Below are 21,788 nucleotides of genomic sequence, written 5' to 3' on the forward strand. Positions count from 1 at the left end.
GATTGGGCAGTTGCCTATCCTCCCCCTTTCGTCTCAACCCAGGAATCGACCCATGGTCCACAGCGCGCAGCACGCCGCCTCTTACTACGCCGCCAGCAGCGCGCCACACCCAGACCATCCGTTCCTGCAAGGCGAGCACAGCGCCGACGTATGCATCGTCGGCGGCGGCTACTCGGGCCTGAACACCGCCATCGAACTGGCCGAGCGCGGTTTCTCGGTGATCCTCCTGGAAGCCCGCAAGCTCGGCTGGGGCGCCAGCGGCCGCAACGGCGGCCAGCTTATCCGCGGCGTCGGCCACGGCCTGGAGCAGTTTCTCCCGGTGCTCGGTGAAGACGGTGTTCGCAGCCTGAAGCTCATGGGCCTGGAGGCCGTGGAGATCGTCCGCGACCGTGTCGAGCGCCATGGCATCGACTGCGACCTGACCTGGGGCTACTGCGACCTGGCCAACAAACCCGCCGAACTGCAAGGCTTCGCCGAGGACGCCGAGGAACTGCGCAGTCTGGGCTATCGCCACGAACTGCGCCTGGTGCAGCCCGGCGACATGCACTCGGTGGTGGGCTCCGACCGCTATGTTGGTGGCCTGGTCGACATGGGTTCGGGCCACCTGCACCCGCTCAACCTGGCACTCGGCGAAGCCGCCGTGGCCAGCCGCCTGGGCGTTGGCCTGTACGAGCAGTCTGAAGTAACCCGCATCGAGTACGGCTCCGAGGTGAAGGTGCACACCGCCCAGGGCCGGGTGCACGCCAAGACCCTGGTGCTGTGCTGCAACGCCTACCACAACGACCTCAACCGCGAGCTGGGCGGCAAGGTGCTGCCCGCCGGCAGCTACATCATCGCCACCGAGCCCCTGGGCGAAGAGCGCGCCCGCCAGTTGCTGCCGCAGAACATGGCGGTGTGCGACCAGCGCGTGGCGCTGGACTACTACCGGCTGTCCGCCGACCACCGATTGCTGTTCGGCGGCGCCTGCCACTACTCCGGACGCGACCCGCAGGACATCGCCGCCTACATGCGGCCGAAGATGCTCAAGGTGTTCCCACAACTAGCCGATGTGCGCATCGACTACCAGTGGGGCGGCATGATCGGCATCGGCGCCAACCGCCTGCCACAGATCGGCCGCCTGGCCAGCCAGCCAAACGTCTACTACGCCCAGGCCTATTCCGGCCATGGGCTCAACGCCACCCACCTGGCCGGGCGCCTGCTCGGCGAGGCCATCAGCGGCCAGCAGGGTGGTCGTTTCGACCTGTTCGCCAAAGTGCCGCACACCACCTTCCCCGGCGGCAAGCTGCTGCGCTCGCCGCTGCTGGCGCTGGGGATGCTTTGGTACCGGCTCAAAGAACTGGTTTGAGTCGAATTCAGCACGCCCCTGTAGGAGCGGCCTTGTGCCGCGAAAGGGCCGCAGCGCGGCCCCAGGGTCTCGAATCAGACTGAAGATTGCCGGGGCTGCTGTGCAGCCCTTTCCGGCCGGTCCGACGCCTCGGCAAGGCCGCTCCTACAGGAGATCGGCTCAATCCTTCCAGAAGGGTTTGCGCCCTTCCTGTCGCGCCTGTTCCCAGGTCAGCCCGATATCGCGCAACTGCCGATCATCCAGCTGCAGCAGCGCCCTGCGGGTCCGCCAGCGATGCAGCATCAGGCCCCAACGACTCAAGCCGGCCGGCGCATTGAAGACCTTGGGCCGCTGCCCGGCCTCAAGCTCACCAGGCAACAGTTGCAAGCGCACATCGCTCAAGCCACCCATCACTGCGTTCTCCCATCAGTTGATACCGTGGAGAAAGCATGCGCGCTCGCACCTTCGACAATACAGACCCAACAATGACTTATTATTCCCATACAGAATTGGCGAAAAGTCGGCTGAATGAAGTATTTTCCAGCCATCTGTATCGGTCATCGACCCGCAAAACGCGCAGGAGTATGCCGTGACGCTCTACCTCAACCTCGCCGAACTGCTCGGCTCGCGTATCGAGCAAGGCCTCTACCGCCCCGGCCAGCGCCTGCCCTCGGTGCGCGCCCTGAGCGTCGAGCACGGCGTCAGCCTGAGCACCGTACAGCAGGCCTACCGCCTGCTGGAGGACAACGGCCTGGTATCGCCACGGCCCAAGTCCGGCTATTTCGTCGCCGAGGATCGCCAGCTCCCGGCCCTGCCCGACATCAGTCGCCCGGCCCAGCGGCCTGTGGATATCTCCCAGTGGGAACAGGTGCTGGAACTGGTCCGCGCCACCCCGCGCCCGGATGTGATCCAGCTCGGTCGCGGCATGCCCGACGTCGACAGCCCCACCCTCAAACCGCTGCTGCGCAGCCTGGCGCAGATCAGCCGGCGCATGGACATGCCTGGCCTGTACTACGACAACATCCACGGCAACGCCCAGCTGCGCGAGCAGATCGCCCGACTGATGCTCGACTCCGGCTGCCGCCTGGGCCCAGCCGACCTGGTGGTAACCACCGGCTGCCACGAAGCGCTGTCGTGCAGCATTCGCGCGGTGTGCCAGCCCGGCGACATCGTCGCGGTCGATTCGCCCAGCTTCCACGGCGCCATGCAGACGCTGAAGGGCCTGGGCATGAAAGCCCTGGAGATCCCCACCGACCCGATCACCGGCATCAGCCTGGAGGCCCTGGAGCTGGCCCTGGAACAGTGGCCGATCAAGCTCATCCAGATCACCCCCAGCTGCAACAACCCGATGGGCTACATCATGCCTGAGGCGCGCAAGAAGGCCCTGCTGACCCTCGCCCAGCGCTACGACGTGGCGATCCTCGAAGACGATGTGTATGGCGACCTGGCCTACACCTATCCACGTCCGCGCACCATCAAGTCGTTCGACGACGATGGCCGCGTGCTGCTCTGCAGTTCATTCTCCAAGACCCTGGCCCCTGGCCTGCGGGTCGGCTGGGTAGCCCCGGGGCGCTACCTGGAGCGGGTGCTGCACATGAAGTACATCAGCACCGGCAGCACCGCCTGCCAGCCACAGCTGGCAATCGCCGATTTCATCGCCGAAGGCCACTACCAGCCGCACCTGCGGCGCATGCGCAGCCAGTACCAGCGCGGCCGCGACCAGATGTGCGACTGGGTGACCCGCTACTTCCCGCCGGGCACCCGCGCCAGCAGGCCCCAAGGGGGCTTCATGCTGTGGGTTGAATTGCCGGAAAGTTTCGATACGCTGCGCCTGAACCGCGCTTTACTGGAGCAAGGCGTGCAGATCGCCGTGGGCAGCATCTTCTCGGCCTCGGGCAAGTACCGCAACTGCCTGCGCATGAACTTCGCCGCCCGGCCCACGGCGCAGATCGAAGCCGCCGTGCGCAAGGTCGGTGAAACCGCCCTTCGTCTACTGGAGGCCGAGCACGGCGGCGGGTAACTTTGCGCCGCCTTCCACGGTCCAACCCCATAAGCCCTTGCTGCACAGGACGATCCACCCTTGAGACTCCAGCGAGCCCTGCCTCTACTGCTGGCGCTCGGCCTGTTTGGCTGCGCCAGCGTCGGTACACCGCGTGAAGTCAGCCAGGCATTACCGGCAGCCGACTCGGCGTTCGGTCGCTCGGTGCAGCGCCAGGCCGCGCCTTACGAGGGGCGCTCGGGCTTCCGTCTGCTGCCCAACAGCAACGAGGCGTTCCGCGCCCGCGCCGAGCTGATCCGCAACGCCCGGACAAGCATCGACCTGCAGTACTACATCGTCCACAACGGCCTCAGTACCCGCGCCCTGGTCCACGAACTGCTGCGCGCCGCCGACCGCGGCGTGCGTGTGCGCATCCTGCTCGACGACACCACCAGCGACGGCCTGGACAGCCTGATGGGCACCCTCGCCGCCCACCCGAACATCCACATCCGCGTGTTCAACCCGCTGCACCTGGGGCGCAGCACCGGCGTCACCCGCGCGGTAGGGCGACTGTTCAACCTGTCGCGCCAGCACCGGCGCATGCACAACAAGCTGTTCCTGGTGGACAACAGCATGGCCATCGTCGGCGGTCGCAACCTGGGCGACGAGTACTTCGACGCCGAGCCCAACCTCAACTTCACCGACATCGACCTGCTGGGCGTGGGCCCGGTAGCCGAGCAGCTCGGCCACAGTTTCGACCAGTACTGGAACAGCGCCCTGAGCCGCCCCATCGGCGATTTCCTCTGGCGCCAGCCCGATGCCGACGACCTGTTCGCCAGCCGCCAGCGCCTGGAGGTGTCGCTGGCCGAGGCGCGGGTCGAGCGCAAGGCGCTGTACGACCGCCTGATGGCCTACCAGTCGCAGCCGCGCCTGGACGTATGGCGCAACGAGCTGATCTGGGCCCACAGCCAAGCCTTGTGGGATGCGCCAAGCAAGGTGCTGGCGGACGACGAGCCGGATCCACGATTGCTGATGAGTCGGCAATTGGCCCCGGAGCTGAACGGTGTGCACAAGGAATTGATCCTGGTCTCGGCCTACTTTGTTCCAGGCGAACCGGGGCTGCTGTACCTGACCAGCCGCGCCGACGCCGGCACCTCGGTCAAGCTGCTGACCAACGCCCTCGAAGCCACCGACGTACCGGCCGTGCACGGTGGCTACGCGCCCTACCGCCGTGCCCTGCTCGAGCATGGCGTGCAACTGTACGAGCTGCGTCGCCAGCCCGGCGCCCCTCGGCCACGCCTGGGCTTGCATGGCAGCTCCGATTCGAGCCTGCACAGCAAGGCCATGGTGTTCGACCGGCGCAAGACCTTCATCGGTTCGTTCAACTTCGACCCGCGCTCGGTGCTGTGGAATACCGAGGTCGGGGTGCTGGTGGACAGCCCGGAGCTGGCCGAATACACCCGCGACCTGGCCGTGCAGGGCATGGCGCCGGCGCTGAGCTACGAGGTGAAGCTGGTGGACGGGAAACTGGCCTGGGCGACCGAGGACAATGGCCAGCGGCATATGCTGCTGACCGAGCCGGGGGGGATATGGCGACGCTTCAATGCCTGGATCAGCAAGGCGGTAGGGCTGGAGAAGATGTTGTAATTGGGATTGCTTGGGGGCGCTTTGCGCCCCTTTCGCGGCACAAGGCCGCTCCTACAGGGGACCGCGATCTTCTGTAGGAGCGGCCTTGTGCCGCGATGGGCTGCGCAGCAGCCCCAGGATGGCTCAGGCCGACGCCGGCTCGAAGGCATCCCGCCGCCGGGTCAGCACCACCAACCCCGCCGCCCCCACCGCCATCAGCAACGGCAGCGCGTGCCCGCTGATCCACTGGCTCCCCGCCCCGGCCAGCAACGGCCCAAGCAGGCAACCGATGCCCCACAGCTGCGCCACATGGGCATTGGCCCGCACCAGCTCGTCGTCCCGGTAGCGCTCGCCGATCAGTACCAGCGACAAGGTGAACAAGCCACCCGCACTGGCACCGAACAGCACCCACAGCGGCCAGATCACCGGTGTGTGCAACAGCAACGGAATCGCCAGGCTGGAAACCAGCAAGGTCAGCGCGCAACCACTGAACAGCGTGCGTCGCGACATACGGTCGGCCAGCGCGCCAATCGGCAATTGCAGTACCGCATCGCCCACCACCACGGTACTGACCATGAACAGCGCCACCTCCGTGGTGAACCCCTGTTGCAGGCAATACACCGGCAGCAGGGTGAGGATCATCGCTTCGAACGCCGCGAACAGCGCAATGGCCCATGCGATCACTGGCAAGCGCCGACAGAACCCGAACAGGTCGCGGAAAGTAACGCTACAGGCCTCGGTACTCGGTGCCCCACCTCGGCCCAACAGGATCAACGGCGCAACCAGCAACAGCCCGGTCGCCGCCCAGAAACCAAAGTCGTCGTCCGAACCGAGAAAGCCCAGCACCAGCGGGCCGGCCAGCTGGCTCAGGGCATAGCTGCTGCCGTACAGCGCCACCAATCGGCCACGCCACTGCTCGACCACCAACTGGTTGATCCAGCTTTCGCCGAGGATGAACACCACGGTCAGCGACATGCCGATCATCAGCCGCAGCAACAGCCACAGCGGGTAGCTGGGCAACAGCGCCACCAAGCCGATGGACAGTGCCCCGCCCCACAGGCACAGGCGCATGGCGGCCGGGACGCCGATCCAGCCGGCCAGACGGCTGGCAATGGCAGCGCCGACCAGCACGCCAAGCGCCGGCATCGCCGCCATCACGCCGATGGCGAACCCGCCGTAGCCCCAACCCTCCAGGCGCAGGGACACCAGCGGCATGCTCACACCGAGCGCGAGCCCGACACTGAGCACCGACGCCAGGACGGCAAAGTAGGTTCCCCAACGCATAGCGGCCTCCGGAAAAAATCTGGCAAAAAGCATCGCGGGGCAAGCCCGCTCCCACGACTGACGTGGGAGCGGGCTTGCCCCGCGAAAAGACGCTACCTGATTACAGCTTGATCCAGGTCGCCTTCAGCTCGGTGTACTTATCCAGCGCATGCAGCGACTTGTCACGGCCGTTGCCCGACTGCTTGAAGCCACCGAACGGCGCAGTCATGTCGCCGCCGTCGTACTGGTTGACCCAGACGCTGCCGGCGCGCACGGCGCGGGCAGTCTTGTGGGCCTTGGAGATGTCCGCGGTCCAGATGCCGGCGGCCAGGCCATACGGCGTGTCGTTGGCGATGGCGATGGCTTCCTCGGCGGTGTCGAAGGTGATCACCGACAGCACCGGGCCGAAGATCTCTTCCTTGGCGATCTTCATGGCGTTGGTCACGCCGTCGAAGATGGTCGGCTCGACATAGGTGCCACCAGTCTCTTCGAGGATACGCTTGCCACCGGCCAGCAGCTTGGCGCCGTCCTGGTGACCGGCGTCGATGTACGACAGCACGGTGTTCATCTGCTGGGTGTCGACCAGCGCACCGACGGTGGTCGCCGGATCCAGCGGGTTGCCAGGCTTCCAGGCCTTGAGGGCCTCGACCACCATGGGCAGGAACTTGTCCTTGATCGAGCGCTCGACCAGCAGGCGCGAACCCGCGGTGCAGACCTCGCCCTGGTTGAAGGCGATGGCGCTGGCGGCGGCCTCGGCGGCGGCCTGCAGGTCAGGCGCATCGGCGAAGACGATGTTCGGGCTCTTGCCGCCGGCTTCCAGCCAGACGCGCTTCATGTTCGACTCGCCCGCGTAGACCATCAACTGCTTGGCGATCTTGGTGGAGCCGGTGAACACCAGGGTGTCGACATCCATGTGCAGGGCCAGGGCCTTGCCCACGGTGTGGCCGTAGCCTGGCAGCACGTTCAGCACGCCCGCCGGGATACCGGCCTCGATGGCCAGTTGGGCGATGCGGATGGCGGTCAGCGGCGATTTTTCCGACGGTTTCAGGACGATGGAGTTACCGGTGGCCAGGGCCGGGCCCAGCTTCCAGCAGGCCATCAGCAGCGGGAAGTTCCACGGTACGATGGCGCCGACCACGCCTACTGGCTCACGGGTCACCAGACCCAACTGATCGTGCGGGGTCGGGGCGACTTCGTCGTAGACTTTGTCGATGGCTTCGGCAGTCCAGTGGATGGCCTGGGCCGCGCCCGGAATGTCGATGGAGGAGGAGTCACCGATCGGCTTGCCCATGTCGAGGGTTTCGAGCAGGGCCAGTTCCTCGACGTGCTTGCGCAGCAGGTCGGCGAAGCGGATCAGCTTGGCCTTGCGCTTGGCCGGGGCCAGGCGCGACCAGACGCCGGATTCGAACACGGCGCGGGCGTTGTCGACGGCGCGGTTGGCGTCGGCCAGGTCGCAGCTGGCGACCTTGGCCAGGAAGCGTCCGTCCACCGGGCTCAGGCAGTCGAAGGTTTCACCGGATGCGGCATCGGTGTATTCGCCGTTGATGAAGGCGCGGCCTTCGATCTTCAGTTGCTGGGCACGCTGTTCCCAGTCCGCACGAGTCAGGGTGGTCATAGGAAACTCCTCTCTTGTTAAGGTGCAACGCCGCACTGAGGACTCACGGGCGCTGTCAGAAATTCTGGCCGGGCGACGAACGCACACCGGCATCCGACACCCTAAACCAGGGCGGACAAACTATCAATATATTTGACACGAATGGCCTAAACGCCTACTGATGTGCATTTTATTAAACAACAACAGGGTAATCACCATGAGCATCGCCAGTATCGTCGACTTTGCCCAGGTTCTCACCGAGGCCGAACGCTACCGCCCGGCGGCGGAGAAAATCCTCAAGGGCGAGCCTGACCAGGCTGTCTACAACCACTATTCCAGCCCTTGCGGCCAGTTCGCCGCCGGCGTCTGGGAGGGCGAGGTGGGCCAGTGGACGGTGAGCTATACCGAACACGAGTACTGCGAGATCGTCCAGGGCGTGTCGGTGCTGCGCGACCAGGAAGGCAACGCCAAGACCCTGCGTGCCGGTGATCGGTTCGTCATCCCGGCCGGCTTCAAGGGCACCTGGGAAGTGCTGGAGCCCTGCCGCAAGATCTATGTGCTGTTCGAGCAGAAGTAACCTTGTGGGAGCGGGCTTGCCCCGCGATTGCCGATTCGCAGGCATAAAAAAACCCGCCACCTTGCGGTAGCGGGTTTTCTCAGGTCGCCGATCAATTACTTGATCTTGGCTTCCTTGTACACCACGTGCTTACGGACGACCGGATCGTATTTCTTGATCTCGATCTTGTCCGGGGTGGTGCGCTTGTTCTTGTCGGTGGTGTAGAAGTGGCCGGTGCCGGCACTCGAAACCAGACGGATCAATTCACGCATGACGTTCTCCTTAGAACTTTTCGCCGCGAGCGCGCAGCTCGGCCAGCACTACGTCGATACCACGCTTGTCAATGACGCGCATGCCTTTGGCGGATACGCGCAGACGCACGAAACGCTTCTCGGACTCAACCCAGAAACGGTGGTGCTGCAGGTTCGGCAGGAAACGACGACGGGTTTTGTTGTTTGCGTGGGAAATGTTGTTCCCGGTTACTGGACCCTTACCAGTAACTTGACAGACTCTCGACATGACTCAGCCCTCTAAAACCACATGCCCAACCCGGCATGGGTTGGCCGCTTAATCTCTCAGTCTTTGGCGCCAGGCGCCGTGATTCTGGAGGTCTTATCGACCGGATTCGCTGATGCGACAGGCCGAGCCCCTAGAAAAGAGCGCTGCTTTATACCAGAAAGACTACGCCGCAACAACAGAAAGTGAGCATCCACGTGCTGCAAATTGCGGGGGAGCAGCATAACGACTAGCCCGCCGCACTGTCGACCGCTCGTCGCCAAGCGCCTGAAAAAGAAGGTGGTCATTTCGTGTAGCGCGCACTAGGGTAGGGCCATTTCCAGACTGCACCGGCAGATGGGCCACCGACCAGCCAAGGAGCCACCATGCGTGCCGCCGCCCTTTCCTTGTTTTTCACCGCCCTGTGCGCCGCCGGCCTGGCCCAGGCCGCACCGCTGTCGGTGTGCACCGAAGCCAGCCCGGAGGGCTTCGATGTGGTGCAGTACAACTCGCTGACCACCACCAATGCTTCGGCTGATGTGCTGATGAACCGCCTGGTCGAGTTCGACGCCGGCCTCGGCAAGGTGGTGCCGAGCCTGGCCGAAGGCTGGTCGGTATCGCCCGATGGCCTGATCTACGACTTCAAGCTGCGCCAGGGCGTGCAGTTCCACACCACGGCGTACTTCAAGCCGAGCCGCGAGCTGGACGCCGACGACGTGCTGTTCAGCTTCCAGCGCATGCTCTACCCCGCCCACGCCTGGCACAAGACCGCCCCGGGCGGCTACCCGCACGCCCAGTCGCTGCAACTGGGCAGCCTGATCAAGGCGATCGACGCCCCTGATCCGCACACCGTGCGCTTCACCCTGACCCACGCCGACGCCACCTTCCTGGCCACCCTGAGCATGGGCTTCGCCTCGATCTACTCCGCCGAGTACGCCGACAAGCTGCTCAAGGCCGGCACCCCGGACAAGCTCAACAGCCAGCCGGTGGGTACCGGGCCGTTCGTCTTCCAGCGCTTCCAGAAGGACGCCGTGGTGCGCTACCGCGCCAACCCCGACTACTTCGCCGGCAAACCGTCCGTCGACCCGCTGATCTACGCCATCACCCCGGACGCCAACGTACGCCTGCAGAAGCTCAAGCGCGGCGAGTGCCAGGTGGCCCTGTCGCCCAAGCCGCTGGACATCGCCGAAGCCGGCAAGGACGGCAACCTCAAGGTGGTCACCACGCCAGCGTTCATGACCGCCTTCGTCGCCATCAACAGCCAGCACCCGCCACTGGACAAGCCTGAGGTGCGCCAGGCGATCAACCTGGCCTTCGACAAGGCCGCCTACCTGAAGGCGGTGTTCGAAGACACCGCCACCGCCGCCAACGGCCCCTACCCGCCGAACACCTGGAGCTACGCCAAGGACCTGCCCGGCTATGCCCAGGACCAGAAGAAGGCCAAGGCGTTGCTGGCCAAGGCTGGCTTGGCCAAGGGTTTCGAGACCACGATCTGGACCCGCCCGGCGGGCAGCCTGCTCAACCCCAACCCCAGCCTCGGCGCACAGATGCTCCAGGCGGACCTGGCCAAGGTCGGCATCAAGGCCGAGATCCGCACCATCGAATGGGGCGAGTTGATCCGCCGCGCCAAGGCCGGCGAGCACGACCTGCTGTTCATGGGCTGGGCCGGTGATAATGGCGACCCGGACAACTTCCTCAGCCCGCAGTTTGCCTGCGCGGCGGTCAAGTCCGGGACCAACTTCGCGCGCTTCTGCGACAGCCGCCTGGACCAACTGATCAATGCCGGACGCACCACCAACGACCAGAGCGTGCGCAGTCGCCTGTACCAGCAGGCGCAGACGCTGATCCAGCAGCAGGCGCTGTGGCTGCCGCTGGCGCATCCGACGGCGGCGGCGCTGCTGCACAAAGGGGTCGAGGGTTATCAGGTGAGCCCGTTCGGGCGGCAGGACTTCAGCAAGGTCTCCGTCAGCCGTTGAGGCCTTTTCGCGGGTAAACCCGCTCCCACAGGTTACGCGCAAATCCTGTGGGAGCGGGTTTACCCGCGAGAGGCCGGTGCAGCTTGCCCACGACTAACCCGCCAACCACCCATGCTCGAGCATCGACAGCGGCTCGCCATCACCGACGATGACATGGTCCATCACCCGCACATCGATCAGCGCCAGCGAGCGCTTGAGCATCAGCGTCAGATGCACGTCATCCTGGCTCGGCTCGCAATTGCCCGACGGATGGTTATGGCAGAGGATCAGTGCCGCCGCGTTGTGCAGCAATGACCGGCGCACGACCTCGCGTGGGTAGATGCTCGCGCGGTCGATGGTGCCGCGGAACAGTATTTCGAACGCCAACGGTCGATGCTTGGTATCCAGGAACAGGCAGCCGAACACCTCGCTGGACTCGTGCCGCAGCATGGACTTGAGATAACGCCTCACCGAGGCCGGGCTCTCCAGGACCGAGGCACGCTCGATGTGTTCGTCCAGATAGCGCCTGCCGATCTCCAGCAATGCCTGCAACTGCGCATACCGCACCGGCCCAAGGCCTGGCTCGCGCAGCACCTTGGTCCGGTCCGCCTCGAGAAACTGCCGAAGCCCGCCGAACTTCGCCAGCAGGCCACGGGCGAGATCGAGCACATTGCGCCCGGCAACCCCCGAGCCCAGCAGCACGGCCAGCAATTCCGCGTCCGAAAGAATCGACGCCCCGCGCTGCAACAGCTTTTCCCTCGGCCGCTCCTCAGCCGGCCACTCCCTGATGTTCATTTCCCCTCCTCGCCTGCCACTACGGCCCATTTGGGCGCTGTGTTAATCTAGTTCGCTTCGAAAATGCGACGATCTGCCGCAGGCAGCTATCGTCGCCACCCGCTTTCACTGGAATAAGGCAAGGCCTATGCAGCGGTTGTATCGCAAGCGCATCGTTCTCGGCGTGGGTGGCGGCATCGCCGCCTACAAGAGCGCCGAGCTGATTCGCCGACTCCTGGAACACGGCGCGCAGGTGCGCGTGGTCATGACCCGTGGTGGCGCCGAGTTCATCACCCCGCTCACGCTGCAGGCGCTGTCCGGCCACCCGGTACACATGGACCTGCTCGACCCCGCCGCCGAAGCGGCCATGGGCCATATCGAGCTGGCCAAGTGGGCCGACCTGGTGCTGATCGCCCCGGCCACCGCCGACCTGATGGCGCGCATGGCCCAAGGCATGGCCGACGACCTGCTGACCACCCTGGTGCTGGCCACCGACGCCACCGTGGCCGTCGCCCCGGCGATGAACCAGGCCATGTGGCGCGACCCGGCCACCCAGGCCAACCTCGAGCTGCTCAAAAGTCGCGGCATCCAGGTGTTCGGCCCGGCCTCCGGCAGCCAGGCCTGTGGCGACGTGGGCCTCGGCCGCATGCTCGAAGCCACGGACCTGGCCTGGTGCGCCGCCGAGAGCTTCAAGCGCCAGGCCCTGACCGGCAAGCACGTGCTGATCACCGCCGGGCCGACGCAAGAGAACATCGACCCGGTGCGCTACATCACCAACCATAGCTCAGGGAAAATGGGCTTCGCCCTGGCCGAGGCCGCCGCCGAAGCCGGGGCCCGGGTGACCCTCGTCACCGGCCCGGTGCACCTGCAGACGCCCGACCGGGTCAACCGCATCGACGTGGTCAGCGCGCGGGACATGCTCGCGGCCTGCGAGGCGGCCATGCCCTGCGACCTGTTCATCGCCTCGGCCGCGGTCGCAGACTACCGCCCGGAAGTCGTCGCCCCACAGAAGCTCAAGAAGGATCCCACCACAGGCGACGGCATGCTGCTGCAGATGGTGCGCAATCCCGATATCCTTGCGACCATTGCCGGTCGGCCTGATCGCCCGTTCAGCGTGGGCTTCGCCGCCGAGACCGAGCACCTGCTCGACTACGCCACGCGCAAGCTCAAGGACAAGAACCTCGACCTGATCGTCGCCAATGATGTGGCCAACCCCAGCATCGGCTTCAACAGCGAGGAGAACGCCCTGACCGTGATCGACCGCCAGCAGCACCAGACCCTCTTCGCGCAGACCAGCAAGGGCAAGATCGCCCGCCAGCTGGTTGCCTTCATCGCCGAACGGCTCAACCAGGTTCAATAAGTTACATGCACGCTCTTCAAGCCAAGATCCTCGACCCACGCCTGGGCACCGAATTCCCCCTTCCGCAGTACGCCACCCCCGGCTCCGCCGGCCTGGACCTGCGCGCCCTGCTCAAGGAGGACACCGTCCTCGAGCCGGGCCAGACCCTGCTGATTCCCACCGGCCTGTCGGTGTACATCGGCGACCCGGGCCTGGCGGCCATGATCCTGCCGCGCTCGGGCCTGGGCCATAAGCACGGCATCGTGCTGGGCAACCTGGTCGGCCTGATCGACTCGGACTACCAGGGCGAGCTGATGGTCTCCTGCTGGAACCGCGGCAATACGCCGTTCACCATCACCGTCGGCGAGCGCATCGCCCAGCTGATCCTGGTGCCGGTGGTGCAGGCGCACTTCGACATCGTCGAGCAGTTCGACGAGACCCAGCGCGGTGCCGGCGGCTTCGGGCACTCCGGCACCCGCTGAGCCGACAGCAGACCGCTCGGGCCATGGATGGCGAACTCTCTGGCGAAACCGCCGTCCAAGCGTTCAGTTTGCGCTTGCCCAGAAGCCTTTGACTTATGGAGTCCCCAGAGATGAACGACATGGCCCAGCTGGTCCCCGCACTGCCCGACAGCATCTTCCGCGCCTATGACATCCGTGGTGTGGTTGGCAAGACCTTGCATGCCGAGACCGCCTACTGGATCGGTCGCGCCATCGGCGCCCAGACCCTCGCCCAGGGCGAGCCACAGATTTCGGTCGGCCGTGATGGCCGCCTGTCCGGCCCGATGCTGGTCGAGCAACTGATCAAGGGCCTGGCCGACGCCGGTTGCCAGGTCAGCGATGTCGGCCTGGTACCCACTCCGGCGCTGTACTACGCCGCCAACGTGCTGGCCGGCAAGTCGGGGGTGATGCTCACCGGCAGTCACAACCCGTCGGACTACAACGGTTTCAAGATCGTCATCGCCGGCGACACCCTGGCCAACGAGCAGATCCAGGCCCTGCTGACGCGCCTGAAGACCAACGACCTGACCCGCGGCGAAGGCCGTGTGGAAAAAGTCGAGATCCTCGACCGCTACTTCCAGCAGATCACCGCCGACGTGAAGCTGGCCAAGCGCCTGAAGGTGGTGGTCGACTGCGGCAACGGCGCCGCCGGCGTGGTCGCCCCGCAACTGATCGAGGCCCTGGGCTGCGACGTCATCCCGCTGTTCTGCGAGGTCGACGGTAACTTCCCCAACCATCACCCGGACCCGGGCAAGCCCGAGAACCTGGAAGACCTGATCGCCAAGGTGAAAGAGACCGGTGCCGACATCGGCCTGGCCTTCGACGGCGACGGCGACCGCGTCGGCGTGGTGACCAACACCGGTAGCATCGTCTATCCCGACCGCCTGCTGATGCTGTTCGCCCAGGACGTGCTGTCGCGCAACCCGGGCGCCGAGATCATCTTCGACGTCAAGTGCACCCGCCGCCTGACCCCGCTGATCGAGCAGCACGGTGGCCGTGCGCTGATGTGGAAGACCGGCCACTCGCTGATCAAGAAGAAGATGAAGCAGACCGGATCGCTGCTGGCCGGCGAGATGAGCGGACACATCTTCATCAAGGAACGCTGGTACGGTTTCGACGACGGCATCTACAGCGCCGCGCGCCTGCTGGAGATCCTCAGCAAGGCCGGGCAGGACGCCGAAACCCTGTTCGCCGCGTTCCCCAATGATATTTCCACGCCGGAAATCAACATTGATGTGACCGACGAGGGTAAATTCAGCATCATTGATGCACTGCAACGCGACGCCGACTGGGGCGAAGCCAACCTGACCACCATCGACGGTGTGCGGGTCGACTATCCCCACGGCTGGGGCCTGGTCCGCGCCTCCAACACCACGCCGGTGCTGGTGCTGCGCTTCGAGGCCGACAGCGCGGCAGAGCTCGACCGAATCAAGGCTGTATTCCGCACGCAGTTGCTGCGGGTCCAACCCGGCCTGCAACTGCCGTTCTGACGACTATACGTTCCTTACCTGGAGCCCTGCATGACCCTCGATCGCGATGCCGCTTCCCATGTAGCCGAGGTTTTGTCCGAAGCACTGCCTTACATCCGCCGCTTCGTCGGCAAGACCCTGGTGATCAAGTACGGCGGCAACGCGATGGAGAGCGAGGAGCTCAAGACCGGCTTCGCCCGTGACATCGTGCTGATGAAGGCCGTGGGCATCAACCCGGTGGTGGTGCACGGCGGCGGGCCGCAAATCGGCGACCTGCTCAAGCGCCTGTCGATCGACAGCCACTTCATCGACGGCATGCGCGTCACCGACGCGGCGACCATGGACGTGGTGGAAATGGTCCTGGGCGGCCAGGTGAACAAGGACATCGTCAACCTGATCAACCGCCACGGCGGCAGCGCTATCGGCCTGACCGGCAAGGACGCGGAGCTGATCCGCGCCAAGAAGCTGACCGTCACCCGTCAGACCCCGGAGATGACCACCCCGGAAATCATCGACATCGGCCATGTCGGCGAGGTCGTGAGCGTCAACACCGACCTGCTGAACATGCTGGTCAAAGGCGACTTCATTCCAGTGATCGCACCGATCGGCGTGGGCGCCAACGGCGAGTCGTACAACATCAACGCCGACCTGGTGGCCGGCAAGGTGGCCGAGGCGCTGAAAGCCGAGAAGCTGATGCTGCTGACCAACATCGCCGGCCTGATGGACAAGCAGGGCGAGGTCCTCACCGGCCTGACCACCGAGCAGGTCAACGAACTGATCGCCGACGGCACCATCTACGGCGGCATGCTGCCGAAGATCAAATGCGCGCTGGACGCCGTCCAGGGCGGCGTCAACAGCTCGCACATCATCGACGGTCGCGTGCCGAATGCCGTGCTGCTGGAGATCTTCACCGACAGCGGCGTGGGCACCCTGATCACCAACCGCAAGCCACGCTGAGTGATCGGTTAGCCTGTTCTGGCCTCTTCGCGGGTAAACCCGCTCCCACAGGGATAGCACCGCCTTTGAGGGCTGTGGCGATCCTGTGGGAGCGGGTTCACCCGCGAAAGGGCCGGAACAGGCGACACAAAAAAGGCGACCTTCGCAAGAAGGTCGCCTTTTTCATTTCCAGGCCAGGATCAGATCCCGTACTGCGCCCGATACGCCTCTACAGCCGGCAGATGCTGCTTGAGCTGCGGATCGTCAGCCAGGAACTCCAGCACCTGGGTCAGCGAAACGATGCTGACCACCGGGATTCCGAAGTCGCGTTCCACTTCCTGGATCGCCGACAGCTCGCCATTGCCACGCTCTTCGCGGTTCAGCGCGATCAGCACGCCAGCGGCCTTGGCCTGCTGGGCGTTGATGATCTGCATGACCTCGCGGATGGCGGTACCGGCAGTGATCACGTCGTCGATGATCAGCACGTCACCGGCCAGCGGGGCGCCGACCAGGCTGCCGCCCTCGCCGTGATCCTTGGCCTCTTTGCGGTTGAAGCACCACGGCACGTCGAGCTGGTGCTGTTCGGCCAGGGCCACGGCAGTGGCCGCCGCCAGGGGAATGCCCTTGTAGGCCGGGCCGAACAGCACGTCGAAGGGGATCTTGCTGTCGACGATGGCCGCCGCGTAGCAACGCCCCAGCTGGGCCAGCGCGGAACCTGTGTTGAACAGGCCGGCATTGAAGAAGTACGGGCTGGTACGCCCCGATTTCAGAGTGAACTCACCGAAGCGCAGAACGCCGCGATCGATGGCAAAACGGATGAAGTCGCGCTGATACGGCTGCATGAAAGGTCCCGGACACCACGGATTTAGCTAAATGTGTTGAGCTCGGGTATCATACACGCACGAGATTTTTGGGGCCATTTATGCGGATCATCAGTGTGAACGTAAATGGCATTCAGGCTGCGGCCGAGCGTGGATTGCTCAGCTGGCTGCAAGCCCAGAATGCCGACGTCATCTGCCTTCAGGATACCCGCGCCTCGGCCTTTGAACTCGACGACCCAGCTTTCCAGCTCGATGGCTATTTCCTTTACGCCTGCGACGCGGAGGTGCCCACCCAAGGTGGCGTGGCACTGTACTCGCGCATGCAGCCCAAGGCAGTCATCACCGGCCTGGGCTTCGAGACAGCCGACCGCTACGGGCGTTATCTGCAAGCAGATTTCGACAAAGTCAGTATTGCCAGCCTGCTGCTGCCTTCGGGCATGAACGGCGACGAAGACTTGAACCAGAAGTTCAAGTTGATGGACGACTTCGCCAAGTACCTGGACAAGCAGCGTCGCAAGCGTCGCGAATACATCTACTGCGGCTCGTTCTACGTGGCGCAGCAGAAGCTCGACATCAAGAACTGGCGCGACAGCCAGCAGTCGGTCGGCTTCCTGCCGCCGGAACGCGCCTGGATGGACGCCATCGTCGGCGACATGGGCTATGTCGACGCCCTGCGCGAAGTCAGCCGTGAAGGCGACCAGTACAGCTGGTGGCCGGACAACGAGCAGGCCGAGATGCTCAACCTGGGTTACCGGTTCGACTACCAGATCCTCACCCCAGGCCTGCGCCGCTTCGTGCGCAACGCCCGTCTGCCGCGCCAGCCGCGCTTCTCCCAGCATGCGCCGCTGATCGTGGACTACGACTGGACGCTGACCATCTGAGTGCTGTCCAGACACGAAAAAGCCGACATTGATGTCGGCTTTTTCGTGTCTACAGGAACAGTCAGTCAGCCAATGCGGCCTGCTGCAGTTCGAAGATCTCGGTCATGCCCTTCTGCGCCAGCGCCAGCATGGCGTTGAAGTCTTCAGGCTGGAACGGCGCGCCTTCGGCGGTGCCCTGCACTTCGATGAAGCCACCGGCGCTGGTCATGACCACGTTCAGGTCGGTCTCGGCGGCGGAGTCCTCGAGGTAGTCGAGGTCGAGCACGGCCTCGCCCTGGTACATGCCCACCGACACTGCGGCGATCATGTGCTTGAGCGGGTTGCCGCCCTTGAGGCCGCCACGCTTCTTGATCACCGCCAGGGCGTCGCACAGGGCGACCATGGCGCCGGTGATCGAGGCGGTACGGGTACCGCCGTCGGCCTGGATCACGTCGCAGTCGACGTACAGGGTGATGTCGCCGAGCTTGCTCATGTCCAGCGCGGCGCGCAGGGAGCGGCCGATCAGGCGCTGGATTTCGAGGGTGCGGCCACCTTGCTTGCCGCGGCTGGCCTCACGCTGGTTACGCTCGCCGGTCGAACGCGGCAGCATGCCGTATTCGGCGGTGAGCCAGCCTTGGCCCTGACCTTTGAGGAAGCGGGGAACACCATTCTCGACGCTGACCGTGCAGATGACCTTGGTGTCACCGAACTCGACCAGTACCGATCCCTCGGCGTGCTTGGTGTAGTTGCGGGTAATGCGGATCGAGCGGAGCTGATCGGCGGCGCGACCACTTGGACGTTTCATCTGGGATACCTGTACCGGGACTTTGAATCTGCCGAGCATTATAGAGCCCGCCGCCCGCCGAAGGCACGCCTGTCGTCGTACCCGCGCAGCCTGTCGCCTTTTCCGACAGGCCAGAAGAGGGTCGGTAGCATGGGTGGATTGGGCGCCCGGGCCGCACTGCGCTACAATCCTGCGCCTTGCAGCCGACAGGCTCCCCGTTCACCTGAATACGCGAGGTACTCCCCATGGTGCATAGCATGACCGCTTTTGCTCGTGTCGAGCGCGCTGGCAGCCAAGGCACCCTGGTCTGGGAGCTGCGCTCGGTCAACCACCGCTATCTCGAACCCCACCTGCGCCTGCCCGAAGCGCTGCGCGACCTCGAAGGCGCGGTACGCGAGGGCCTGCGCCAGGGCCTGTCCCGCGGCAAGGTCGAGTGCACCTTGCGCCTGAGCGAGGACAACGCCGGCAAGCCGTTGCAGGTCGACCGCGAGCGCGCCGCGCAGCTGGTGGCCGCCGCCGAGACCGTCGCCGGCCTGATCAAGCAGCCAGCGCCGCTCAACCCGCTGGAAGTGCTGGCCTGGCCAGGCGTGCTGGTGGCCGACGCCAGCGACCCGCAGGCGCTCAATGCCGAAGCCATCGCCCTGTTCGACGAGGCGCTGGCCGAACTCAAGGCGGGCCGTGAGCGCGAAGGCGCCGAGCTGGCCCGGCTGATCAACGAACGCCTGGACAGCATGGCCGGCGAAGTCGCCACCCTGCGCACCCTGGTGCCGCAGATGCTGGCCGCGCAACGGCAGAAGGTCCTCGATCGCTTCGGCGACATGAAGGCCGAGCTCGATCCGCAGCGCCTGGAGCAGGAAATGGTCCTGCTGGCGCAGAAGAGCGATGTCGCCGAGGAGCTGGACCGCCTCAGCACCCACGTCACCGAGGTGCGCCGGGTGCTCAAGTCCGGCGGCGCCGCCGGCCGGCGCCTGGACTTCCTGATGCAAGAGCTCAACCGCGAAGCCAACACCCTCGGTTCCAAGGCCTTCGACCCGCGCAGCACGCAGGCGGCGGTCAACCTGAAGGTGCTGATCGAACAGATGCGTGAACAAGTACAGAATATCGAGTAAGGCCACCCCCACCATGAACCACAGCAGCGGCACCCTCTACATCGTTTCGGCCCCGTCCGGCGCCGGCAAGACCAGCCTGGTCACGGCCCTGATCAAGGACGACACCAACGTGCGCGTCTCGGTCTCCCACACCACCCGCGCCATGCGTCCGGGCGAGGAGCACGGGGTGAACTACCACTTCGTCGTCCACGAGGAGTTCAAGGCATTGATCGCCCAGGGCGACTTCCTCGAGCACGCCGAAGTGTTCGGCAACTTCTACGGCACGTCGCGCAGCGCGTTGCAGGAAACTCTCGACCAGGGCTTCGACCTGATCCTGGAAATCGACTGGCAAGGCGCCAAGCAGGTGCGCAAGCTGATGCCCGAGGCGCGTTCGATCTTCATCCTGCCGCCAAGCCAGGAGGCCTTGCGTCAACGGTTGGATGGCCGTGGGCAGGACAGCGAGGAGATCATCGCCGGGCGTATGAAGGAAGCGGTCAGCGAGATGGTGCACTACGACGAGTATGAGTACGTCATCATCAACGATGACTTTGACGTGGCGCTGGACGAGTTGAAGGCTGTGTTCAAGGCCAACCGCCTGCTGCTGAAGAAACAGCAACAGCGCCATGGTGGCCTGCTAAAAGAACTGCTGAACTGATAGACCGAGGGGCCGCTCTGCGGCCCTTTCGCGGCACAAGGCCGCTCCTGCAGGCGATCGCATCAGTCCATATTGACGCGATCCCTTGTAGGAGCGGCCTTGTGCCGCGAAAGGGGCGCAGAGCGCCCCCAGCTTCATTCCTGCAACTGAATGGTCGCCTGCTGACGCAGGGTAGCCCCCAGGAAATACGCCGGCGCCCGCAGCCGCGACAGCATCATCAGCACGATCCCCAGTGCCGAGATGATCGCCGCAATCACGAACACCAGCCCCAGCCCGCCCACATGCGAGCCGCTGCCGAAGTCCGGCGAAGCGCTGTCGATCGCCGTGCGCATGAAGATCACCGACAGGATCACCCCACCCACCAGCGGGCAGACGCCGCGCATGAAGAAGTGGCGCACGCTGTCGAACAGGCTGCGGCGGAAGTACCACACGCAGGCGAACGCGGTCAGCGAGTAGTAGAAACAGATCATCATGCCCAGCGCGGTGATGGTGTCGGCCAGCACGTTCTCGCTCAGGGTACGCATGGTCACGTAGAACAGGCCCGCGGCAATACCGGCGCAGATGGTTGCGTAACGTGGCGTCTGCGAACGCGGGCAGACCGTGGCGAAGCGCTGCGGCACGGCGCCGTAGTAACCCATGGCGAGCAAGGTGCGCGCCGGCGAGACGAAGGTCGACTGCAGCGAGGCGGCGGTGCTGGCCAGCACGGCGATGGACATCAGGATCGCCAGCGGCCCCATGACCGGGCCGGCCAGGTGGGCGAACACGTTCTCCTGGATGCGCGGATTGCCCAGGCCCAGGCCATCCTCGCTGATCCCGGCGAACTGCAGGGTGGCGATGGCGGTGAGCAGGTACAGGCCGAGAATCAGCAGCACGGTCCAGGTGGCGGCCTTGCCGGGCACTTCTTCACTGCCGACCGACTCTTCGCTGACGGTCAGGCACACGTCCCAACCCCAGAAGATGAAGATCGACAACGACAGGCCCGCAGCGAACGCCGAGAACGACTCGACGCCGAACGGGTTGAACCAGGCAAGATCGAATGCCAGCGGCGGCGGCGCGGTGGTCTCGCCGAAGGCGGCGAAGGCGAAGCCGATCAGCACCAGCAGTTGCAAGGCCACCAGGCCGTACTGCACGGTCATGGTGGTGGCCATGCCGCGACAGCAGATCCACACCGCCAGGGCAATGAACACGCAACAGGTGGTGACGTTGACCAACAGGTTGTCCGCCAGTGCCGCCAGTTCCTGGTTGCCGGTGATCTGGGCCAGGAACAGGTAGAAGAAGTCCACCGCCACGCCCGCCAGGTTGGACAGCACGATGGTGGTGGCGACCACCAGCCCCCAGCCGCCGATCCAGCCGATCATCGGGCCAAAAGCCCGGGCCGACCAGGTGAAGGAGGTGCCGCTGTCGGGCTCCGCCGAATTCAGCTCGCGGTAACCCAGGGCCACCAGCAGCATCGGCAGGAAGCCGACAATGAACACCGCCGGCAGGTGGGCGCCGACTTCGCGCACGGTCGGGCCGAGCGCGCCGGTCAGGGTGTAGACCGGGGCGATGGTGGAAATGCCCAGCACGACGCTGGCCAGCAGGCCGAGGCGGCCCTTGGCCAGGCCCTTGCCGCGCTGGGTGTTGCCCGAGTCGGACGCCACGTCGGGTGGGCGTCCGGCTTCTGTGTAATCGCTCATGAGTATTTGCCGTAACTATTGGAATTGTTGTCACAGACCCGCCGTAGAGGGCCCGCTTCCACTCATTGAAAGCTCGCTTTGGGGGTGAGTCATCC

The 21,788-nt window shown here is 65.0% G+C and carries 21 protein-coding genes; 12 read left to right on the forward strand and 9 right to left on the reverse strand.

All coding sequences use genetic code 11. The features are described 5' to 3' along the window. Positions 1-52: 52 nt before the first annotated feature. Positions 53-1,345, forward strand: coding sequence for an NAD(P)/FAD-dependent oxidoreductase (locus POF53_RS16310; protein ID WP_498968534.1), 1,293 nt, complete (start codon positions 53-55; stop codon positions 1,343-1,345). A 159-nt stretch (positions 1,346-1,504) separates the two neighbouring features. Here the strand turns inward: POF53_RS16310 and POF53_RS16315 are convergent, their stop codons facing one another. Continuing rightward, positions 1,505-1,735 (reverse strand): DUF1127 domain-containing protein, encoded by a 231-nt coding sequence (locus tag POF53_RS16315; protein WP_186712306.1) that lies wholly within the window; start codon positions 1,733-1,735, stop codon positions 1,505-1,507. Positions 1,736-1,913: 178 nt separating this feature from the next. Between POF53_RS16315 and POF53_RS16320 the strand changes: the two genes are divergently transcribed. Both POF53_RS16320 and POF53_RS16325 read left to right on the forward strand, forming a co-directional pair. Further along, a complete protein-coding gene (locus tag POF53_RS16320; protein WP_475860103.1) occupies positions 1,914-3,344 on the forward strand; it encodes an aminotransferase-like domain-containing protein in 1,431 nt (476 codons plus the stop codon). A gap of 60 nt (positions 3,345-3,404) precedes the next feature. Next, positions 3,405-4,949, forward strand: a complete 1,545-nt coding sequence (locus POF53_RS16325; RefSeq protein WP_498968537.1) for a phospholipase D family protein — start codon at positions 3,405-3,407, stop codon at positions 4,947-4,949. 123 nt (positions 4,950-5,072) lie between these two features. Here POF53_RS16325 and POF53_RS16330 read toward each other — a convergent pair whose 3' ends face one another. Continuing rightward, the gene (locus POF53_RS16330) at positions 5,073-6,212 is read right to left on the reverse strand and encodes an MFS transporter (RefSeq protein WP_203649418.1); all 1,140 of its coding nucleotides are present in this window, start codon (positions 6,210-6,212) and stop codon (positions 5,073-5,075) included. 100 nt (positions 6,213-6,312) lie between these two features. After that, entirely contained in the window at positions 6,313-7,806 is a 1,494-nt protein-coding gene (locus tag POF53_RS16335) for an aldehyde dehydrogenase (RefSeq protein ID WP_203649416.1), read from the reverse strand. Between the two features lie 196 nt (positions 7,807-8,002). Between POF53_RS16335 and POF53_RS16340 the strand changes: the two genes are divergently transcribed. Continuing rightward, positions 8,003-8,362 carry a cupin domain-containing protein gene (locus POF53_RS16340; RefSeq protein ID WP_050707521.1) on the forward strand — a complete coding sequence of 120 codons (360 nt, stop codon included), beginning with the start codon at positions 8,003-8,005 and terminating at the stop codon, positions 8,360-8,362. A gap of 95 nt (positions 8,363-8,457) precedes the next feature. Here the strand turns inward: POF53_RS16340 and rpmG are convergent, their stop codons facing one another. Together rpmG and rpmB are read right to left on the reverse strand one after the other, a co-directional pair. Beyond that, a complete protein-coding gene (gene rpmG, locus POF53_RS16345; RefSeq protein ID WP_003253507.1) occupies positions 8,458-8,613 on the reverse strand; it encodes a 50S ribosomal protein L33 in 156 nt (51 codons plus the stop codon). A gap of 10 nt (positions 8,614-8,623) precedes the next feature. Continuing rightward, positions 8,624-8,860, reverse strand: a complete 237-nt coding sequence (gene rpmB / locus POF53_RS16350; protein ID WP_003258972.1) for a 50S ribosomal protein L28 — start codon at positions 8,858-8,860, stop codon at positions 8,624-8,626. Between the two features lie 362 nt (positions 8,861-9,222). Between rpmB and POF53_RS16355 the strand changes: the two genes are divergently transcribed. Further along, a complete protein-coding gene (locus POF53_RS16355; protein WP_498968540.1) occupies positions 9,223-10,812 on the forward strand; it encodes an ABC transporter substrate-binding protein in 1,590 nt (529 codons plus the stop codon). 93 nt (positions 10,813-10,905) lie between these two features. On the opposite strand, the gene radC is transcribed toward POF53_RS16355, so the two are convergent. Further along, positions 10,906-11,586 carry a RadC family protein gene (radC, locus tag POF53_RS16360; RefSeq protein WP_234562099.1) on the reverse strand — a complete coding sequence of 227 codons (681 nt, stop codon included), beginning with the start codon at positions 11,584-11,586 and terminating at the stop codon, positions 10,906-10,908. 127 nt (positions 11,587-11,713) lie between these two features. Here radC and coaBC point away from each other — a divergent pair, with 127 nt between their 5' ends. The 4 genes from coaBC to argB all read left to right on the forward strand — a co-directional run bounded on the left by coaBC (position 11,714) and on the right by argB (position 15,830). Next, positions 11,714-12,925 carry a bifunctional phosphopantothenoylcysteine decarboxylase/phosphopantothenate--cysteine ligase CoaBC gene (gene coaBC, locus POF53_RS16365; RefSeq protein ID WP_203649404.1) on the forward strand — a complete coding sequence of 404 codons (1,212 nt, stop codon included), beginning with the start codon at positions 11,714-11,716 and terminating at the stop codon, positions 12,923-12,925. Positions 12,926-12,930: 5 nt separating this feature from the next. After that, complete coding sequence (gene dut / locus POF53_RS16370; RefSeq protein ID WP_050707525.1) at positions 12,931-13,386, forward strand: dUTP diphosphatase; 456 nt, start codon at positions 12,931-12,933, stop codon at positions 13,384-13,386. Positions 13,387-13,505: 119 nt separating this feature from the next. Next, positions 13,506-14,894 (forward strand): phosphomannomutase/phosphoglucomutase, encoded by a 1,389-nt coding sequence (locus POF53_RS16375; RefSeq protein WP_498968588.1) that lies wholly within the window; start codon positions 13,506-13,508, stop codon positions 14,892-14,894. 30 nt (positions 14,895-14,924) lie between these two features. Then, a complete protein-coding gene (gene argB / locus POF53_RS16380; protein ID WP_028689938.1) occupies positions 14,925-15,830 on the forward strand; it encodes an acetylglutamate kinase in 906 nt (301 codons plus the stop codon). A 179-nt stretch (positions 15,831-16,009) separates the two neighbouring features. On the opposite strand, the gene pyrE is transcribed toward argB, so the two are convergent. Further along, positions 16,010-16,651 carry an orotate phosphoribosyltransferase gene (gene pyrE, locus POF53_RS16385; RefSeq protein WP_011536401.1) on the reverse strand — a complete coding sequence of 214 codons (642 nt, stop codon included), beginning with the start codon at positions 16,649-16,651 and terminating at the stop codon, positions 16,010-16,012. An 80-nt stretch (positions 16,652-16,731) separates the two neighbouring features. Here pyrE and crc point away from each other — a divergent pair, with 80 nt between their 5' ends. After that, positions 16,732-17,511, forward strand: a complete 780-nt coding sequence (gene crc / locus POF53_RS16390) for a catabolite repression control protein Crc (protein WP_203649402.1) — start codon at positions 16,732-16,734, stop codon at positions 17,509-17,511. Positions 17,512-17,572: 61 nt separating this feature from the next. Here the strand turns inward: crc and rph are convergent, their stop codons facing one another. Then, positions 17,573-18,295, reverse strand: coding sequence for a ribonuclease PH (rph, locus tag POF53_RS16395; protein ID WP_009681991.1), 723 nt, complete (start codon positions 18,293-18,295; stop codon positions 17,573-17,575). A 236-nt stretch (positions 18,296-18,531) separates the two neighbouring features. On the opposite strand from rph, the gene POF53_RS16400 reads away from it, so the two are divergent. After that, entirely contained in the window at positions 18,532-19,383 is an 852-nt protein-coding gene (locus POF53_RS16400) for a YicC/YloC family endoribonuclease (RefSeq protein ID WP_498968544.1), read from the forward strand. 13 nt (positions 19,384-19,396) lie between these two features. Then, positions 19,397-20,017 (forward strand): guanylate kinase, encoded by a 621-nt coding sequence (gmk, locus tag POF53_RS16405; protein WP_203649393.1) that lies wholly within the window; start codon positions 19,397-19,399, stop codon positions 20,015-20,017. A gap of 134 nt (positions 20,018-20,151) precedes the next feature. Here the strand turns inward: gmk and POF53_RS16410 are convergent, their stop codons facing one another. After that, positions 20,152-21,693 (reverse strand): APC family permease, encoded by a 1,542-nt coding sequence (locus tag POF53_RS16410; protein WP_203649391.1) that lies wholly within the window; start codon positions 21,691-21,693, stop codon positions 20,152-20,154. Positions 21,694-21,788: the final 95 nt, after the last annotated feature.

The sequence above is a fragment of the Mitsuaria sp. RG genome, assembly GCF_028369275.1.
In the GTDB taxonomy this organism is placed as follows: domain Bacteria; phylum Pseudomonadota; class Gammaproteobacteria; order Pseudomonadales; family Pseudomonadaceae; genus Aquipseudomonas; species Aquipseudomonas peradeniyensis.

Bases quoted from the DNA above. Each gene is read 5' to 3' on its own strand.
- radC (WP_234562099.1), bottom strand. From the start codon at position 11,586: ATGAACATCAGGGAGTGGCCGGCTGAGGAGCGGCCGAGGGAAAAGCTG.
- rpmG (WP_003253507.1), bottom strand. From the start codon at position 8,613: ATGCGTGAATTGATCCGTCTGGTTTCGAGTGCCGGCACCGGCCACTTC.
- crc (WP_203649402.1), top strand. From the start codon at position 16,732: ATGCGGATCATCAGTGTGAACGTAAATGGCATTCAGGCTGCGGCCGAG.
- rph (WP_009681991.1), bottom strand. From the start codon at position 18,295: ATGAAACGTCCAAGTGGTCGCGCCGCCGATCAGCTCCGCTCGATCCGC.
- POF53_RS16315 (WP_186712306.1), bottom strand. From the start codon at position 1,735: ATGGGTGGCTTGAGCGATGTGCGCTTGCAACTGTTGCCTGGTGAGCTT.
- POF53_RS16375 (WP_498968588.1), top strand. From the start codon at position 13,506: ATGGCCCAGCTGGTCCCCGCACTGCCCGACAGCATCTTCCGCGCCTAT.
- pyrE (WP_011536401.1), bottom strand. From the start codon at position 16,651: ATGCAGCCGTATCAGCGCGACTTCATCCGTTTTGCCATCGATCGCGGC.
- POF53_RS16355 (WP_498968540.1), top strand. From the start codon at position 9,223: ATGCGTGCCGCCGCCCTTTCCTTGTTTTTCACCGCCCTGTGCGCCGCC.
- POF53_RS16410 (WP_203649391.1), bottom strand. From the start codon at position 21,693: ATGAGCGATTACACAGAAGCCGGACGCCCACCCGACGTGGCGTCCGAC.
- POF53_RS16310 (WP_498968534.1), top strand. From the start codon at position 53: ATGGTCCACAGCGCGCAGCACGCCGCCTCTTACTACGCCGCCAGCAGC.
- POF53_RS16400 (WP_498968544.1), top strand. From the start codon at position 18,532: ATGACCGCTTTTGCTCGTGTCGAGCGCGCTGGCAGCCAAGGCACCCTG.
- gmk (WP_203649393.1), top strand. From the start codon at position 19,397: ATGAACCACAGCAGCGGCACCCTCTACATCGTTTCGGCCCCGTCCGGC.
- POF53_RS16335 (WP_203649416.1), bottom strand. From the start codon at position 7,806: ATGACCACCCTGACTCGTGCGGACTGGGAACAGCGTGCCCAGCAACTG.
- POF53_RS16340 (WP_050707521.1), top strand. From the start codon at position 8,003: ATGAGCATCGCCAGTATCGTCGACTTTGCCCAGGTTCTCACCGAGGCC.
- dut (WP_050707525.1), top strand. From the start codon at position 12,931: ATGCACGCTCTTCAAGCCAAGATCCTCGACCCACGCCTGGGCACCGAA.
- rpmB (WP_003258972.1), bottom strand. From the start codon at position 8,860: ATGTCGAGAGTCTGTCAAGTTACTGGTAAGGGTCCAGTAACCGGGAAC.
- POF53_RS16330 (WP_203649418.1), bottom strand. From the start codon at position 6,212: ATGCGTTGGGGAACCTACTTTGCCGTCCTGGCGTCGGTGCTCAGTGTC.
- coaBC (WP_203649404.1), top strand. From the start codon at position 11,714: ATGCAGCGGTTGTATCGCAAGCGCATCGTTCTCGGCGTGGGTGGCGGC.
- argB (WP_028689938.1), top strand. From the start codon at position 14,925: ATGACCCTCGATCGCGATGCCGCTTCCCATGTAGCCGAGGTTTTGTCC.